The sequence below is a fragment of the Kitasatospora sp. NPDC051984 genome, assembly GCF_044593455.1.
In the GTDB taxonomy this organism is placed as follows: domain Bacteria; phylum Actinomycetota; class Actinomycetes; order Streptomycetales; family Streptomycetaceae; genus Kitasatospora.
This window is the reverse complement of sequence record NZ_JBIUCB010000038.1, coordinates 26,441-43,916: the sequence shown is the minus strand read 5'-3', so window position 1 is coordinate 43,916 and position 17,476 is coordinate 26,441. Positions and strand designations below refer to the sequence as shown.

11 protein-coding genes are annotated in these 17,476 nt (G+C 72.9%); 7 read left to right on the top strand and 4 right to left on the bottom strand.

Features of this window, described 5'->3' with window-relative positions:
- Positions 1 to 366 precede the first annotated feature (366 nt).
- Complete coding sequence (locus tag ACIHEI_RS35445) at positions 367 to 1,236, bottom strand: universal stress protein (protein WP_396609667.1); 870 nt, start codon at positions 1,234 to 1,236, stop codon at positions 367 to 369.
- A gap of 269 nt (positions 1,237 to 1,505) precedes the next feature.
- Between ACIHEI_RS35445 and ACIHEI_RS35440 the strand changes: the two genes are divergently transcribed.
- Positions 1,506 to 1,730 carry a hypothetical protein gene (locus ACIHEI_RS35440; RefSeq protein ID WP_396609666.1) on the top strand — a complete coding sequence of 75 codons (225 nt, stop codon included), beginning with the start codon at positions 1,506 to 1,508 and terminating at the stop codon, positions 1,728 to 1,730.
- Entirely contained in the window at positions 1,727 to 4,405 is a 2,679-nt protein-coding gene (gene mgtA / locus ACIHEI_RS35435) for a magnesium-translocating P-type ATPase (RefSeq protein WP_396609665.1), read from the top strand. The genes ACIHEI_RS35440 and mgtA overlap by 4 nt, the downstream gene beginning before the upstream one ends.
- A gap of 73 nt (positions 4,406 to 4,478) precedes the next feature.
- Here the strand turns inward: mgtA and snpA are convergent, their stop codons facing one another.
- Complete coding sequence (snpA, locus tag ACIHEI_RS35430) at positions 4,479 to 5,108, bottom strand: snapalysin (protein WP_392956989.1); 630 nt, start codon at positions 5,106 to 5,108, stop codon at positions 4,479 to 4,481.
- A gap of 220 nt (positions 5,109 to 5,328) precedes the next feature.
- Here snpA and ACIHEI_RS35425 point away from each other — a divergent pair, with 220 nt between their 5' ends.
- Positions 5,329 to 6,303: a LysR family transcriptional regulator gene (locus ACIHEI_RS35425; protein ID WP_387642625.1), complete on the top strand. Its 975-nt coding sequence runs from the start codon at positions 5,329 to 5,331 to the stop codon at positions 6,301 to 6,303.
- Between the two features lie 47 nt (positions 6,304 to 6,350).
- Here the strand turns inward: ACIHEI_RS35425 and ACIHEI_RS35420 are convergent, their stop codons facing one another.
- Both ACIHEI_RS35420 and ACIHEI_RS35415 read right to left on the bottom strand, forming a co-directional pair.
- The gene (locus ACIHEI_RS35420; protein ID WP_396609664.1) at positions 6,351 to 7,871 is read right to left on the bottom strand and encodes a hypothetical protein; all 1,521 of its coding nucleotides are present in this window, start codon (positions 7,869 to 7,871) and stop codon (positions 6,351 to 6,353) included.
- Positions 7,872 to 8,218: 347 nt separating this feature from the next.
- Complete coding sequence (locus ACIHEI_RS35415; protein ID WP_396609663.1) at positions 8,219 to 10,681, bottom strand: ricin-type beta-trefoil lectin domain protein; 2,463 nt, start codon at positions 10,679 to 10,681, stop codon at positions 8,219 to 8,221.
- A gap of 511 nt (positions 10,682 to 11,192) precedes the next feature.
- Here ACIHEI_RS35415 and ACIHEI_RS35410 point away from each other — a divergent pair.
- The 4 genes from ACIHEI_RS35410 (at position 11,193) to ACIHEI_RS35395 (ending at position 17,450) form a co-directional block, all read left to right on the top strand.
- A complete protein-coding gene (locus ACIHEI_RS35410) occupies positions 11,193 to 12,236 on the top strand; it encodes a substrate-binding domain-containing protein (RefSeq protein WP_396609662.1) in 1,044 nt (347 codons plus the stop codon).
- A 123-nt stretch (positions 12,237 to 12,359) separates the two neighbouring features.
- Positions 12,360 to 13,934 carry a sugar ABC transporter ATP-binding protein gene (locus ACIHEI_RS35405; protein ID WP_396609661.1) on the top strand — a complete coding sequence of 525 codons (1,575 nt, stop codon included), beginning with the start codon at positions 12,360 to 12,362 and terminating at the stop codon, positions 13,932 to 13,934.
- Entirely contained in the window at positions 13,931 to 14,953 is a 1,023-nt protein-coding gene (locus ACIHEI_RS35400) for an ABC transporter permease (RefSeq protein WP_396609660.1), read from the top strand. Before ACIHEI_RS35405 ends, ACIHEI_RS35400 begins: the two co-directional genes overlap by 4 nt.
- Before the next feature lie 37 nt (positions 14,954 to 14,990).
- A complete protein-coding gene (locus ACIHEI_RS35395) occupies positions 14,991 to 17,450 on the top strand; it encodes an RICIN domain-containing protein (RefSeq protein ID WP_396609659.1) in 2,460 nt (819 codons plus the stop codon).
- Positions 17,451 to 17,476: the final 26 nt, after the last annotated feature.

Genomic DNA, 17,476 nt, shown 5'->3' with positions numbered 1-17,476 from the left:
ACGGACACCACAGCCTCGCCGCAGTGACCCGCAACGGACCGAGCCCCGGTACCGCGACCCGCACGAAGCGGGTGGCGACACCGGGGCTCTCGCGTCCGGGCCGCCGCCCGCAGCGGAAGAACCGACCAGGACGGTCACCACAGCCTCGCCGCAGTGACCCGCAACGGACCGAGCCCCGGTACCGCGACCCGCACGAAGCGGGTGGCGACACCGGGGCTCTCGCGTCCGGGCCACCGACCGCGGCGGAAGAACGGACCAGGACCGTCACCACAGCCTCGCCGCAGTGACCCGCAACGGACCGAGCCCCGGCACCGCGACCCGCACGAAGCGGGTGGCGGCACCGGGGCTCTCGCGTCCGGGCCGGGATCAGTTGTGCGGGACGACCGCGACCGGCGCCTGGGCGTGGTGGATCACCGCGTGGGCGACCGGGCCGAGGTGGGCGCCGAGGCGGTGGCGGCGCCGGCGGCCGACCACCACGAGCGCGGCATCGCCGGAGGCGTCCACCACCGCGCCGGCGCCGCTGCCGATCCGGCTGTCCTCGACCACCTCGACGTCCGGGTACTTGGCGCGCCACGCGCCGAGCGCCTCGCGGAGCAGCCCGGCTTCCAGGGCGCGGAACTGCTCGGTCTCGAACTGCGGCGTCACCCAGCCCGCGTAGCCCCACACCGGCGGCGGGGTCCAGCCGTGGACGGCGCGCAGCACGGCGCCGCGGGCGGCGGCCTGCTGGAAGGCGAAGTCGACGACCTCGGCCGCCGGCTCCCGGGTGTCGACGGCGAGGACCACCTCGGCCCTGCGGCCGGCGCCGTCCGCCCGCTCGGCCCGGACCAGGACCACGGGCACCTCGCACCGGGCCGCGACCCCGAGGCCGATCGAGCCCACCAGCAGGCCCTCGAAGCCGCCGAGGCCCAGCGAGCCGAGCACGAGCAGCTCGGACTCGGCGGCGGCGGCGGCGGCGACCAACGACGCGACGGGTGCGTCGTCCGTCAGGAGACCGGTGCGCACCTCCAGCCCGGGGTGCGTCGCGCGCACCTGCTCGGCGGCGTCGGCGAGCATTCGTTCGGTCAGGGCCCGTACTTCCGCCGGCTGGCCGGGGGCGGCGTGGATGTCGTCCTCGAAGGTCCAGGCGTGGACGATGCGCAGCGCGTGGCCTTGGCGCACCGCTTCGTCGGCCGCCCACCGCGCCGCCGCGATGCTCTCGGCCGAGCCGTCGGTGCCGGCCAGGATGTACCTGCTCATGGAAGTGTCCTGCTCTCCGTCATTCGACAAGCCCCGGCGTCACCGCTCGGGATCGGGTACCAGCCTCGCCGAGGACGGCCCGGGGTTCCAGGGCCTGCCGGGCGCCGCGGGCGGGGCCCAAGGTCCCGGGATGCGCGGAGGCGTACCTCGGACGTCCCGGTGTCGGCGCGGCGCCGGCGGAGCGCGGCGGTGGCCCCGCCGTCCGCAGGACCTTCGGCTTCGCTTGTTGCCCCGGCAGGCCCCAGCGCACGCCGGTCCGGGGCGGTGGAATGGTGGCAGCACGAGTCCCGGACGGCAAGGTCGGTGCCCGTCTCGTGTTCGACCTGCGCGGCCTGCCCGCGCTCCAGGCACCACCCACCGAGGAGAAGGACGTGGACAGGATGAACGGCACAGGGAGGCCGCGCCTCGTGGTCGCGGCGGACGACCGGGATCCGTCCCGGGCCGCCCTGTGGCAGGCCGCAGCCGCCGATGGCCCGTCCGGCGCGGCCTCGTGACCGGGTCCGGAACTCGGCGGGAGCTCCGCCCGTCCGCGGCGCGGCCCGGCCCCGCCGCCGACCGGTCCGCGGGGGCGGCCGGGGTGCCCGTCGGCGAGGCCGCCGCCCAGGACGTCGCGCAGGTGCTGAGCCGGCTGGCCGCCACCCCGGCCGGCCTGACCGGGGCCGAGGCCGAACGCCGGCTCGCGGCGGGCGGCCCCAACGCGGTGCGCACACACCAGGTCAAGGCCCTGGCGGTGCTCGGCCGCCAGCTGCGCAGCGCCCTGCTGCTCCTGCTGCTGGCCGCCGCGCTGGTGTCCTTCTTCTTCGGTGAGCGCACCGATGCGGTGGTCATCGGCGTCATCCTGCTGCTGAGCGTCGTGCTGGGCTTCACCAACGAGTACCGGGCCGAGCGGGCCGCCCAGGCGCTGCACTCCCGGGTGCGGCACACCGCGGTCGTCCTGCGCGACGGCCACGAGCAGGACGTGGACGTCACCGCTCTGGTACCCGGCGACGTGGTCCGGCTGGCGCTCGGCCAGATCGTCCCGGCCGATGTCCGGTTGCTGGAGTGCACCGGGCTGCAGTGCGACGAGGGCGTTCTCACGGGCGAGTCCGCGCCGGTGGCCAAGGGCCTGGCGCGGGTGGAGGAGGGGGCCGAGCTGGCGGAGCTGTCGTCGTGTGCGCTGATGGGCACGGTGGTGCACGCGGGAAGCGGCACGGGGGCGGTCGTCGCCACCGGCGGCCGCGCCGCGTTCGGGCGGATCGCGCTCGGCCTCGGCGAACGGCAGCCGGAGACGGCGTTCCAGGTGGGCCTGCGCCGTTTCTCGATGCTCCTGCTGAGGGTCGCCGCGGTCCTCACCACCGGCATCTTCGTGGTCAACACGGTGCTGCACCGGCCGCTGCTGGAAGCGCTGCTGTTCTCGCTGGCGATCGCCGTCGGGATCACCCCGCAGCTGCTGCCGGCCGTGGTCAGCACCAGCCTGGCGGCCGGCTCCCGCCGCCTCGCGGCCCGGGACGTCCTGGTCAAGCGCCTGGTGTGCATCGAGGACCTCGGCGACCTGGACGTCCTGGTGACCGACAAGACCGGCACCCTCACCGAGGGCCGGATCACCTTCGAGAGCGCCCTCGATCCGGCCGGGACCGCCCGCGACGAGGTGCTGCTGCTCGGCCTGCTCGCCACCGAGGGGGACCTCGACGGCGACCACCTGGGGGACAACCCGCTGGACACCGCGCTGTGGCAGGCCCCCGGAGCCGCCCGGCTGGCAGCCGGGCACCGGCGGCTCGCCGCCCTCCCCTTCGACCACGAGCGCCAGCTCTCCTCCGCCCTCGTCCGGCGGCCCGACGGCAGCCCGGTGCTCGTCACCAAGGGCGCGCCGGAGCAGGTGCTGGCCAGGTGCGTGGACGTCCCCGCGACGGCCGCGCCCGTCCTGGACGGGCTGTTCGCCGCCGGTGACCGGGTCGTGGCGGTGGCCGCCAGGCCGGCCGGGGAGCTGCGCACGATCACGGGGGCCGACGAGACCGGGCTGCGGCTGGCCGGGTTCCTGGTCTTCCGCGACCCGCCCAAGCAGGATGCTGCGGAGTCGCTGCGCCGCCTCGCCGGCCTCGGCATCACCGTCAAGATCTGCACCGGCGACAACCCGGTCGTGGCCGAGAAGGTCTGCGCCGACCTGGGCCTGCCCGCCGGCGCCACGCTCACCGGCCGGGACATCGGCGCCCTGGACGACGAGCGGCTGGCCGCGGCCGCCGCAGACGCCACCGTGTTCGCCCGGGTGTCTCCGGAGGACAAGGCCCGGGTGGTGCGCGCGCTGCGCGGCAGCGGCCGGTCGGTGGGCTTCCTCGGCGACGGCGTCAACGACGCGCTGGCGCTGCATGCCGCCGACATCGGCATCTCGGTGGACAGCGCCACCGACGTGGCCAAGGACGCCGCGGACGCCGTCCTGCTGAAGAAGGACCTGGGGGTGCTCGCCGAGGGGGTCGCCGAGGGCAGGCGGATCTTCGCCAACACCATCAAGTACGTGCTGATGGGGACGTCCAGCAACTTCGGCAACATGTTCAGCGCGGCCGGGGCCTCGCTGGCGCTGTCGTTCCTGCCGATGCTGCCCTCGCAGATCCTGCTCAACAACCTGCTCTACGACACCGGCCAGCTCACCATCCCCACCGACCGGGTCGACGAGGAGCAGCTGCGCGCGCCCGCGCACTGGGACATCTCGTTCATCCGCCGCTTCATGCTGTGGTTCGGTCCGGCCAGCTCGCTCTTCGACTTCCTGACGTTCTGGGTGATGCTCGGTGTGTTCCACGCGGACGCGGCGCTGTTCCGCTCCGGCTGGTTCGTGGAGTCCCTCGCCACCCAGACCCTGGTGATCTTCGCCATCCGCACCCGGCGGATCCCGTTCCTGCGGAGCCGCCCGAGCATTCCGCTGCTGGTGGCCTCGCTGGGGGTGGTGGCGGTGGGCGTGGCGCTGCCGTTCTCGCCGGCCGCCGCGACGCTCGGCTTCACTCCCCTCCCGCCGGCCTTCTTCCTGGCCCTGGCCGGGATGGTGGTCACCTATCTGGTGCTGATCGAAGGCGTCAAGCGGTGGTTCTTCTCCCGCCCCGTCACCCCCGTGGCCGCGCTGCCCGCACCCCGCCGGCGGCAGCGCGAGCACCGCATCCACCGCCGGGCCGGGCGCTTCAGCCACCCCGGTCCGCTGCACTGAACCCGGCGCGGCGCGCCGCCCGGCGGGGCTGTACGGCCCCGCCGGGCGGCGTGTGCGTCGCGGACGGGCGGGGTCAGCCGGCCGCGGCGAGGCCGTACTGCCAGAGGCTGTTGACGCGGCTGCGCTCGGTGGCGTTCGGGTACGGGTTGGTGCACGAGGTGCCGGGGCCGCCGCCGGACATCAGCTCGCTGCACGGGCCGGAGTAGTGGTCGGGCAGGCCGAGCACGTGGCCGGTCTCGTGGGCGGTGACGCGCACCGAGCTGTACTGCCGGTTCTGCGCGTAGTCGAGGAAGATGTAGCCGCTGCCGTGGCCGTCGGTGGAGGCGTAGGAGCCGCGGGAGTCGTTGCCCTCGTAGTAGCGGAAGTCGGCGTTGGTGCCGGAGCGGAGCTGGACGTTGCTGACCGAGGAGTTCCAGATCTGCGCGGCCTGGGATATGACGGTGCGGAAGGTCGGGGCCGAGCTGGCGTCGTAGGTGACGGTGACGGCCATCAGGTAGGGGTTGGCGGCCTGCTTGGCCCGGGCCGACTTCATCACTGCCTCGTAGAACGCCTTGTTGTTGGCGTCCTCGGAGGACTTGGCGGCGATGCCCGCGGACGGGGTGTAGCCCTGGGTGGTGGTGGCCGCGGCGGCGGGCACGGCGGCGGTGCCGGCCGCGAGGACCAGTCCGAGGGCGGCGGCGAGCACGGTCATGGAGCGGTTCATGTGGGGACTCCATTTCGCGGGTCCCGGGGCCGTGGGGAGGGCGTGTCCGGGACGCGGTGACGAGTTGTTGCACCGAGCTTGGGGCAGGGCGGGCGGGGCGCGGAGATGGCAACCGGCGATAGGCGGGGGCAATACCCTTGCGGGGCCCTTGATTTGACGCTCCATGAGCGGAGCTTGACATGCCCTTGGCAGGCCGTGGACGCCTGGCTATGCTCCCGTGATGGAGCTCGACGTCCGACACCTGCGGGTGCTGTGCGCGATCGCGGACACCGGCAGCGTCCGAAAGGCCGCCCGTCGACTCGGCATGGCCCAGCCGTCGCTGACCACCCAACTGCACCGCATCGAACGGGCCATCGGCGGACGGCTGTTCACCCGCGAACAGACCGGCAGCCGCCCCACCGCCCTCGGCCACTCGGTGCTCTCCCGCGCCCGACCCGTGATCACCGGGATGGACGCCCTGGTCGCCGCCGCCCGCGCCGAAGCCGCCGGACCGGGCCGCCGCCGACTGCGGATCGGCAGCGTCGGCAGCCGCGCGGTCGCCGCCTGGCTGCGCCGCATCCACGACCGGCTCCCCGAGACCGACACCACCATCCACATCGACATCTCGGCGATCGCCCTGATCCACCTGGTCGCCGTCGAACAGCTCGACATCGCCTTCGTCCACGAGAGCGAGGGCTTTCCGCTACAGGTGCCGCCCGGCACCGAGCAGCGGGTGCTGGTCGCCCGCGAGCCCCAGTTCGTCGCCCTCGCCGAGACCCACCCCGCCGCCGGCCGGCCGGTCGTCACCCTCGCCGACCTCGCCCACGACACCTGGATGGTCGACCCGACCGCCGACCACGAATACGCCGCCCTGCGCCGGGTCTTCGCCGAGGCCGGACTCGACCCGCGCGTCGTCCAGGTCCGCGACAACGCCACCGCCGCCGAACTCGTCGCCTCCGGCGAAGCCGTCCGCCCCTGCCAGCCCACCTCACCGCCCGGACCCGGCACCGTCCTGCGCCCCGTCCACGGCGACCCCCTCGCCGTCCGGCTCCTCCTCACCTGGCGCCCCGACACCGTCGGCGGCCCCGCGCTCGACGGCCTCTGGATCGACCTCTGCCACGCCTACCTCGACCTGGCCAGCATCAACCCCGCCTACCGCGCCTGGCTCCGCCACCACAACCGCTCCCTGCACACCCTCCTCGCCCCGACAGCCTGATATCCGCGCCCGGCCGGGCCGGGGATCGGAGTGCGGGTCGGCGTGCGTCAGGCGAGGGCGCAGTCGAGCAGGCGACCGCACTCGGTGCCGACCAGCAACCGGCCGGGCCCGGTGACGGTGAGGGCTGTCGGCACCAGCGGGGCCCCGCGCAGGGTGAGGCGGACCCACTCGCGCAGGGTGCCGTCGGCCAGCGAGAGCGCCAGCAGATCGCCGTTCTCGTAGCCGGCGTACCCGGTCGTGTCGTCGGTGTCGAGGACGACGGCCGGTCGATCGGTGCGGAACACCCAGCGCGTTGCACCGTCGGTCGGGTCGCGGCGCGCCACGTAGCAGTCGCCGGGGCGGCGTCCTTCCCGGCGCCACCGCGCGCCGGCCTGCAGCAGATCGCCGCCGGGGAGTTCCACGCCCGGGCCGCCGTCGTGGTCCTCGCCGGGTGCGAGGGCGAGCGGGAACAGCGGGTGCGGCGGGGCCCAGACCGGCTCGAGCAACGTCCCCGGTTCACCGACCGGAGGTGACCCCGAGACGAACGGTTCCTCCGCGCCGGGCAGCGGGACAGGGGCCGTCGCGCCCACCCACCGCCCGCTCTCCCCACCGGGGCCCTCAGGTACGCGGAAAGTGGTGGTGAGCGTCCCGCCACCGCGCCGGACCCGGAGGCCGCCGCGCGGAACGAGGACCGGGAGCCCGTCGGGGCCGAGGTGCAGGCCGGCCGGGGCGGACAGCCGCACCCGGGCGGTCCGGGTGCCGTTCGACAGGTCGATTCGGCTGACCGAGTCGGGAACACCCGACACCTGCCACGGACCGGCATGCACCCACGCCGACCGCTGGTCGGGCGCCACCGCGAGCTGCATGCCGCCGCAGGCGATCACCGGGACCGACCAGGACAGCTCGCCGGACGGCAGCCGGCACTCCAGCAACACGCCGTCCAAGGAGGCCAACAGCCGCCCGTCGTCCAGCAGTTCGACCTCATGGACCAGGCTCCTGAGGTCGCGCCCGGGGCCGTACCGATCGAGCACCGCCGCCGGGTCCGGTGGCCGGTGCGCCGCCAGCGGGCGGGTCCTCGAGTTGCCCAGTTCCGCACCGCGCACCGAACGCGCCTCCAAGGCACGCCAATCGGTCCGGTGGAGGTCCACCAGGTGCTCCACCTGCGGTACCCGCGAATCCTTCATGACCGGCTCCAGGTACAGGCGCAGCGACTGCCCGTCCGACCACTCCACCTCGCGCACGGTGCGCCCGTTCGGATCGCGGAACGCCGACACGGCCGGCCCGGATTCGAGGTCCAGCAACAGGAGTTCACCCCTGTTGAGAAGCCCCCCGTCGTACTGGCCGGTGCCGACCGCGAGCAGCGGCAGCTCCGGATGGAACGCCAGCGCGTTGACGGGAAACCGCGAGCGCAGCACCGCGACGCACGTCAGATCGGAGGTGCGGTACACAGCCATGGGCGCGGGCCGACCGTGCCGGACGTAGCCGGCCACCGCGAGCAGGCCGCGCCGCTCGTCCACCACCGCCACCCGAGGCGTGCCGACCTCGGCGAACGGGCGGTCGGCGAGAACACGGTCGATGCGCAGGGCCACGGGGCTGATCGTCGCAGGCGCCGGACGGTTCGTCAGCCCATTATCAACTCGCCTGTCACCGCGGGTCCCGCCGCCCGCGACCGCCTCCAGCCGGCCGCCTGCCTGTCAGCGGGCCGGGGTGACGTCGGGGGCGCGTCGGGCACTCGGCGGCCGGTTGACGGCCGTCGGGCAGAACCTCGTCTTTCGTCCTGTGCAGCGCCATGCCCGGTGTCGTGGGGGGGGGGGGGGGGCGCGGGGGGGGGGGGGGGGGCGGCGGCCGCCCCCCCCCCCCGCCCCCCCGCGCCCGCCCCCCCCCCCCCCCCGGCGGCCCCCCCCCCCCCCCCCCCCCCCCCCCCCCCCGACGAGGATTACGGCAGGTTCCAGCGCTGGTTGGCGCCACCGTTGCAGGTCCAGACGATCAGTTGGGTGCCGTCGGTGGTGCTGGCGGCGGGGTCGTCCAGGCACAGGGCGGACTGGACGCCCTTGAGGCTGCCGTCGGGCTGCGGGGTCCACTGCTGATTGGTGCCGCCGTGGCAGGTCCACAGGTCGACCGGGGTGCCGGGCACGGTGCCCTGGCCGACCACGTCCAGGCACTTGCCGCCGAACAGGAGCCGGCCGTTGTCCCAGGTCCAGGTCTGGGCCGGGTCGGCGGTGTCGCAGGTCCGGATCATGGCCTTGGTGCCGTCGGTCGTGGAGCCGCCGGCGGCGTCGAGGCACTTGCCGGGGACGCCGGAGGTGACCGGGCCGGTGAAGGGGCCGCCGCCGGTGCCGGGGGTGAGGGCGAAGGAGTCGAACTGCTGGGTCTGGTAGCCGGTCACGGCCAGGCCGGCCATACCGGAGGTGAACGCGTGGTCGGTGGCGGTGCCGACGGTCTGCCCGTCGATCGCGGCGGTCAGCGTCGAGCCCTGCATGGTGAGGGCGAGGTGGTGCCAGGCGTTCAGACCGGGCGCGGGGACGGTGCCGGAGGCCAGGGTGGTGGAGTTCCAGGACAGGTCGGTGCGCAGGATCTCCCAGGCGCCGGTGTCACTGAGCCGCAGGTGATAGGCGTTCAGGCCGTTGTTGTTGCGGGCCTGCTGGTTGACCCGGCCGAGCACCTCGGTGGAGCCCGGCTGCTCGAACAGGGTGTCGGCGCCGACCGTGTAGTTCACCCAGCTGGTGTCGCCCACGATGCTGTAAGGCATGTTGTTCGGCTCGTCGGTCCAGCGGATCGGCGAGGTGGGGGCCATCTGGCGCAGGCACGCCCCGGTGCGGCCGCCGCCGCAGGGGCCGGTCCGGAAGGCGCCGTTCATGTCGGAGAAGTACTTCGGCGAGGTGGTCGCGGCCGGCCGGTCGAAGTCGTCCGTGTAGGGCAGGTTCAGTGGTGCGGCCGCCGGCGCGGTGGCGGTGCCCTTGCCCTGGCCGGTGGTGGTGGTCACGGTGTAGATGTGGCCGGGCTGCAGGGTGAGGGTGTACGTCCCGTGGGAGGGGAGGACGTCCTTCTGCTGGACGAAGTCGTCGGAGGTGTCGGTGGTCGACAGGTCGGTCGACCACACGTGCACCCGGCCGGTGGACAGGCCGCCGGTGATCGTGAGGGCGACGGTCTGCGCGGCGGTGGCGTCCATGGTCTCGAGCACGGTGGAGTAGTCGGCGCCGTTCGGTGACTTCAGGGTGACGTAGCTGCCGTTGGCCCGGTTGCCGCCGAGGTAGCCGCTGGCCGGGTCGAGGTACGTCCAGCCCGGCTTGGCGAACTGGGTGGTGTGTGCGGTGGCCCAAGTGGTCTGGCCGACCGAGTAGTTGCCGGACCAGGGCTGCGCCGCCAGTGACAGGCCGTCGGTGGAGAAGAACAGGTTCTGGTAGAGCGCGGCGACGACCGGCCAGTTCATGAAGGAGGTCATCCGGCCGTCGATGTAGTCGCGGTTGATCGCGCGCGCCACCGCCGGGGCTCCGGCGTTGTAGTCCTGCGAGCCGCTCTCGCTGGCCCAGATCGGCTTGCCCAGGGACTGTGCGGCCGCCGTGCTGTTGCAGGTGGACATCGAACCCAGGTAGCCGCACGGGTAGTGCATGCCGATGACGTCGATCGCGGAGTTCAGCGCCGGGTCGGCGGCCATCGCGGTGGCGAGGTTCCAGTCGTAGCTGTCCGCGCCGACCACCTTGGTGCCGGCGTGGCCGTTGGCGAGCAGCGCAGCCTTGAGCTTCTTGTACCAGGCGGCGTCGTACTCGCGCTCGTTCCAGCCGCCGAGGTAGTCGATCGGCAGGTGGTGCTGCGCGGCGCAGCCGAACCAGCCCATCAGGTAGTCGACCATGTCCTGGGACCAGAAGTACGGCTTGCCGGGCGCGGGGTTGGCGGGGTCGTCGACGCCGATCCAGCCGGGCGCGCCCCAGGCCAGGCCGTAGAGCTTGATGTCGGGGTTGCGGGCCTTGGCCTGCTCGGCCAGCCACCACTCGTAGCCCTGGTTGCAGTCGACCGCGCCCCGGGTGTGCTGGTAGCTGGGCTCCGCGCCGTCGGTGGAGTTGGTGTCGCCGCCGATCTCGATCTTCAGCGACTGGAGGGAGGCGCCGTACCCGGGCTTGAAGAGGTAGTCGAGGAGCTGGCTGCGCTGCGGCTCGGGGTAGTCGATCAGCAGGCGGGAGTTGCCGCCGCCGCCGGAGGCGGCGCCGATGCCGTCGAAGACCCGGCCGGACTTGCCGCCGTCCACGGTGATCGACGTTCCGGGGGCGGGGGCCTGGGCGGCGAGGGCGGGGGCGGTTGCCTGGGCCGCGACGAGCGCGCCGGACAGCAGGAGGGAGGCGGCGACGGCCGCCTTTCTGAGTGCGCGTCGGGAGACGGCCAGGACGTGGGGGGATCCGCGCATGGGTGGGCGCCCTTCGTGAGTACTCACAAACAAACGGACTCGAGCAGAACCGAACAGTAGGGCGGTGGTCGGCGTCGGTCAACGAGGCGCTCTGCGGATTTTTCCGGACAACTCCCGGGCTCGGCCGGATCGGCATCCGGTGGAATCGTCCTGAGCCTGGCGGCGGCACTCTGCGGAGCGGAGCGGATTACTCCGGGCGCGCCCGTGCGCGCGGGCGCGCGATGCGGCCCCTTCCACCCTAGATGGGCACTGAGCTGCGCATCCACCCTTCGAGGAAAGGATCCGGGTACTCAGTAAAAAGGTCCTCATTTCGTAGGTAGTGAATTGTCCGGAGACTTCTGCGAGGCCACTCTGTAACGGATGGATATCGCCCGCGATTCGAACGTTTGCGGCCTCTTGACGGGCGGGTGAACCGATGGTTTTCCTGTGATTCACCACGTTTGAAAGTGGTGAACTCTGATCGGTTGTGTTGCATCCGGTCGGCCTCCCTCAGCCACCCTGGAGCCGCTCCATGTCCCCCGCCCGTTCCCGCCTGCTCGCCTTCACCTCGCTCGGCATCACCGCCGCCCTCGGCCTCACCGCCTGCTCCACCGGCCAGGAGTCGACCTCCGGAGCCGCCCCGATCGCCCCGGTCAGCGGGAAGGTCTCGATCACGTACCTGCAGAAGCAGGGCGACCAGGAGTACTTCGTCGGTGAGGCGGGCGGCGCGAAGGCGAAGGCCGCCGAGCTCGGGGTCGACCTGAAGGTGGTCAACCTCGGCAACGACGCCAACAAGACCGTCAGCGAGGTGCAGGCCGCGATCGCGCAGAAGAGCAACGGCCTGATCGTCGTCGTCCCGGACCCGGCGGTCGGCCCGCAGGTCGTGCAGACCGCCAAGGACGGCAAGGTCGCGCTGCTCACCTCCGACGACCAGATCTGCACCACCGGCCCCGCCCCGGCCTCCTGCGGCAAGGACCAGCTGGTGCCGCGGATCGGCTTCTCCGGCGAGCAGATGGGCGGCGAGGTCGGCAAGCGCGCCGCCGAGGAGTACCGGAAGGCCGGCTGGAACCCGGCCGACACCCGGATCATCTCCGCCTGGAAGCAGGACGTCACGGTCTGCGGCGACCGGGTCAAGGCCGCCAAGGCCGCCTTCAACTCGACCGTCCAGGGCGTCCAGAACATCGACGTCGCCACCGACAACACTCCCACCGGCGCCCAGGACAAGGTCGCCGCCACCGTCACCGCCAACCCCGGCGTCAAGCACTGGGTGGTCTGGGGCTGCAACGACGAGAACGTCCAGGGCGCCGTCACCGCCCTGCAGAACGCCAACGTCAGCCCCGACGACATCGACGGCGTCGGCCTCGGCGCCTACCTCGCCTGCAAGGACTGGAAGTCCGGCAAGCCGTCCGGCATGAAGGCCGCGCTCTTCATCAACGGCAAGGACGTCGGCGCACTCGCCGTCCAGACCATGTACGACAAGCTCAAGAACGGCAAGGAGATGCCCGCCGAGGCGTTCGCCCCGACCAAGATGGTCGACGCCGCCACCTGGCAGACCGCCGGCGTCTCCTGCGGCTGACCCCCCGGCCCGGGCCGGCGCGGCGGACCTCCGCACCTGGCGCCGCACCGGCCCGTACCACGCTGCCCGCAGGGGCACCCCGCACTTGGAACTGCCTGATCCGCAACGCCAGTTGAGGCCACGATGACCACACCCAGCCGCTCGCCCGCCGCACCCGCCGGCCTGACCGCCGAGAACATCGGCAAGAACTTCGGCGCCGTCCAGGCGCTGAACGGCATCGACCTGGACTTCCCGCCCGGCCGGGTCACCGCCCTGATGGGCGAGAACGGCGCCGGAAAGTCCACCCTGCTGCGCATCCTGACGGGCGATCACCGGCCCAGCGAGGGCCGGGTGCTGCTGGACGGCGAGCCGCTCGAACTGAACTCGCCGACCGACGCCCGCCGCGCCGGAATCCGGATCATCCCGCAGGAACCCGAGATCGTCCCGCACGTGTCGGTCGCCGAGAACGTCTACGCCGGATCCCTGCCGCGCCGGGCCGGCCGCCGACTGGACCGCGCCGAACTGCGCCGCCGGATCACCGCCGACCTGGAGCGCCTGGGCTTTGCCAAGGTCCTCGACCCCGACCTCCTCGGCTCCGAACTCACCCCGGCCCAGCGGCAGTTGGTCGAGATCCTGCGCGCCCTCACCGGCCGCACCCCGCCCCGGGCGATCGCCTTCGACGAACCCACCTCCTCGCTGTCCGAACACGAGGTGGACGCGCTGTTCGCGCTCATCCGGCGGCTGCGCGAGGACGGCATCGCCGTCATCTACGTCTCGCACCGGATGAAGGAGATCTTCCAACTCGCCGACCGCATCGCCGTCCTGCGCGACGGCACGCTGGCCGGCGTGGTCGAGGCCGCCGACACCGACGAGAGCGAACTGGTCCGGCTGATGGTCGGCCGCGACCTGTCCGCGCTGTTCGTCCGGCAGAACGTCGCCACCGACCGGGTGGTGCTCGACGTGGACCGCCTGTGCACCGACGACGTCCAGGACGTCTCCCTCACCGTGCACGCCGGCGAGGTCGTCGCCCTGGCCGGCCTGATCGGCGCCGGGCGCTCCGAACTCGCCCTCGCCCTGGCCGGCGACGCCCCGATCCACTCCGGCACGGTCAGCCTCTCCGGCCAGGAGGTGCGCCTGAGCAGCCCGCGGGCCGCGATCCGGGCCGGCATCGGCCTCGCCCCCGAGGAGCGCAAGGCCCAGGCGCTGTTCCTGCACCGCACCATCCGCGACAACACCTCGCTGGTCAGCCTGGACAGGCTGCGCCGCCGACGCTTCGTCAAGACCCGTGCGGAGAAGGAACTCGCCCAGCGCTATGCCGACCGGCTGCGGGTGCGCGCCCCCTCGATCGAGACCGAGGTCCGCACCCTGTCCGGCGGCAACCAGCAGAAGGTGGTGCTGGCCCGCTGGCTGGCCCGACGACCCGACCTGCTGATCCTGGACGAACCCACCCGCGGCGTGGACATCGGCGCCAAGGCCGAGATCTACCGGATCATCGCGGACCTCGCCCGCGAGGGCGTCGCGGTGCTGGTCATCTCCTCCGAACTCCCCGAGGTCCTCGGCCTCGCCGACCGCGTCGTCGTCATGCAGAACGGCCGGGTGACCGGCCGGCTGACCCGCGACGAAGCCTCCGAGGAGGCCATCCTCGCCCTCGCCATGGCCGAGGACCTGTCCACCGACGACCCGACCGACGTCCCCGCCAACACCGGAGCAACCGCATGACCACCAGCACCGCCCCCACCACCGCACCGCAGCAGCGCACCGGCGGCGCGCGTGCGCTCCTCGGCGCCGTCGGCGGGCAGAACCTCAGCCTGATCGGCGCGCTCGTCGCCGTCGTCGCGCTGTTCGGCTCGCTCAACGCCAACTTCCTCGGCTGGGACAACATCCAGGTGATCGCCGAGGCCGCCACCATCGCCGGCCTGCTGGCCGTCGTGCAGACCGTCGTCATCATCTGCGGCGGCCTGGACATCTCGGTCGGCTCGCAGGCCGGCCTCGCCTCCGTGGTCTCCGCGATGGTGTTCACCGCCGCCGGCTCCAGCGCCCCCGCCGGCATCGGCGCCGCGCTCGCGCTCGGCGCGGCCGTCGGCCTGCTCAACGGCGCGGTGATCATCTACGGCCGGGTCAACCCGACCATCGCCACCCTGGCCGGCCTCGCCGCGTACAAGGGCGTGGCCCAACTCGTCTCCGACGGACGGGCGCAGGGCTACGTGCTCGGCGACCCGGTGTTCGTCTTCCTCAGCCGCGGCAAGATCGCCGGCCTGCCGACCATGGTGTGGATCCTGATCCTGGTCGCCGCCGCCGTCCACGTGCTGCTCACGTACACCGACATCGGCCGCAACATCTACGCCATCGGCGGCAACGACACCGCCGCCCGGCTGGCCGGCATCAACCTCAACAAGTACCTGATCGCGGCCTACGCGCTCAGCGGCGCCGTCGCCGCCCTCGCCGGCGTGCTGCTCACCGCCCGCACCGGAAGCGGCCAGCCGGTCTCCGGCAGCGAGGGCCTGGAACTCCAGTCCATCACCGCCGCCGCCCTCGGCGGCTGCGCCCTCAAGGGCGGCAAAGGCAGCATCGGCGGCACCCTGCTGGCCGTCGCCCTGCTCGGCGCCCTGCAGAACGGACTCACCGTCCAGGGCATCAACACCTTCTGGCAGAACGTCGCCCAGGGCACCCTGCTGGTCGCCGCCGTGGTCATCCAGCAGCGCCGCACCCGCGAACGCGCAGTCGGCCTCCCCGCCTGACGCTTCCCCCCTCCCGCCGACAGACAGGAAGCACCCCGTGAAACGCCTTCCCGCGCCGCTGCGCCGTGCAGCCACCGGCGCAGCGGCACTCGGCCTCGCCCTCGCCGCCGCCGTCCTGCCCCCGATCTCCGCACCGGCCGCCGCCGCGACCGCCCCCGCCGGCCAGACCGTGACGATCGACGGGACCTCCGCCGGGCGGACCTTCGACGGCATGGGCGCGATCAGCGGCGGCGGCGCCACCTCCCGTCTGCTGGTCGACTACCCGGAACCGCAGCGCTCCCAGATCCTGGACTACCTGTTCAAGCCCGGCTACGGCGCCAACCTGCAGATACTCAAGGTGGAGATCGGTGCCGACGCCAACTCCAGCGACGGCCCCGAGCCCAGCCACATGCGCAGCCGCACCGACCTCGACTGCAACCGCGGCTACGAGTGGTGGCTGATGGCGCAGGCCAAGCAGCGCAACCCCGCCATCACGTTCTACGGACTGGAGTGGGCCGGCCCCGGCTGGTTCGACGGCGGCATGTGGTCCAAGGACAACATCGACTACCTGACCAAGTGGCTCGGCTGCGCCGACAGCCACGGGCTCTCCGTCGGCTACCTCGGCGGCTGGAACGAGATCGGGTACGACAAGGCCTGGTTCGTCAACCTGCGCTCCGCCCTCGACGGCAGCGGCCACAGCGGCACCAAGCTGGTGGCCGCAGACACCGACGACCCCAGTTGGGCGGTCGCCACCGACCTCGCCACCGACCAGGCCTTCAACCGGGCCGTCGCGGTGATCGGCGCGCACGGCGTCTGCTGGCACTCCACCCCGGTGTACACCGGCTGCCCGGGCAACAGCACCGCCCTCGGCCTGAACAAGCCGATCTGGCAGTCCGAGGACGACAACGACAGCTACGGCGCCAACCCGACGGCGCTGGCCCGCAACCTGAACCGCGAGTACATCGACGCGCGGGTCACCGCCGACATCAAGTGGGCGCTGGTCAGCTCCTGGCCCGCCCACCTGCCGTACTACGGCGCGGGCCTGATGACCGCGGACCAGCCGTGGTCGGGCTCCTACACGGTGGGCCGCGACATCTGGGCGATGGCCCACACCACGCAGTTCGCCCAGCCCGGCTGGCAGTACCTCGACAGCGCGAGCGGCTACCTGCCCGGCACCGGCCTCAACGGCGATGCGCACAGCGGCAGTTACGTGACGCTCAAGTCCGGCAAGGACTACAGCACGATCATCGAGACCACCGACGCGTCGGCCGCGGCCACCGTCAGTCTGAAGGTGACCGGCGGCCTGTCCGGCAAGTCCGTCCACGTGTGGGCGACCGACATGGCCTCCACCGACCCCGGCCGGTGGTTCCAGCACACCCAGGACATCACGCCGAAGAACGGCGCGTACTCCTTCACCGCGCAGCCCGGCTACCTCTACACCCTGACCACCACCACCGGACAGGGCAAGGGCACCGCCGTGCCGCCCGCCGGAAGCGCCTTCCCGCTGCCCTACGCCGCCGACCTGAGCACCGCCAGGGCCGGCGCGGCCGTCCCGTACTTCCACGACTGGGCGGGCGCGTTCGAGACCGCCCCGTGCCCGGCCGGCGCCGGCACCGCCGGCTGCGCGCGCCAGGTGCTCACCACCGCGCCCATCCCGTGGCACACCGACATGGGGTACACCCCGCTGACCCTGGTCGGCGACCCGAACTGGACCAGCTACCAGGCCGACGTGGACGTGCAGTTGGAGCAGTCCGGCTCCGCGGAGCTGCTGGGCCGGCTCGACCACATCGACCACGACCACTCCGCCTACCACCTGCAGATCACCAGCACCGGCAGCTGGACGCTGTTCACCGAGAGCGCCTCCGGCACCGACACCACCCTCGCCACCGGCAGCTACTCCGGCGGCGGCGCGGGCACCTGGCACCACCTGTCACTGGCCATGCAGGGACCGTCGATCACCGCGTCCGTCGACCACGTCCAGGTCGCCTCGGTCACCGACTACAGCCACCTCACCGGGCAGCTCGGCCTGGGCGTCGGCGGCTTCCAGAACGCCGATTTCGCCAACCTCGCCGTCACCCCGCTGGCCGGCCCGGCCATCAACAAGCTGATCAACGTCAACAGTTCGATGTGCCTGGACGTCGCCGGGGCCTCCACCGCCGACGACGCCCAGATCGTCCAGTGGACCTGCGGCACCCAGGCCAACCAGCAGTGGCAGCTCGTCCCGGTCGCCGCCGACACCTACCAGCTGGTCTCCGCGAACAGCGGGAAGTGCCTGGACGTCACCGGCGCCTCCACCGCGGACGGCGCGCAGGTCGTCCAGTGGACCTGCGGCACCGGCAAGCCCAACCAGCAGTGGCGCATGGCGCCGGTCACCGGCAGCGGCGCGCACCAGCTGGTGTCCGTGAACAGCGGGAAGTGCCTGGACGTCACCGCCAACTCGCAGTCCGCCGGCGCCCTGGTCGTCCAGTGGACCTGCGGCGGCAGCGACAAGCTCAACCAGCAGTGGACCACCGCCTGAGCGGAGACCGACGGGCCGTCACCGAT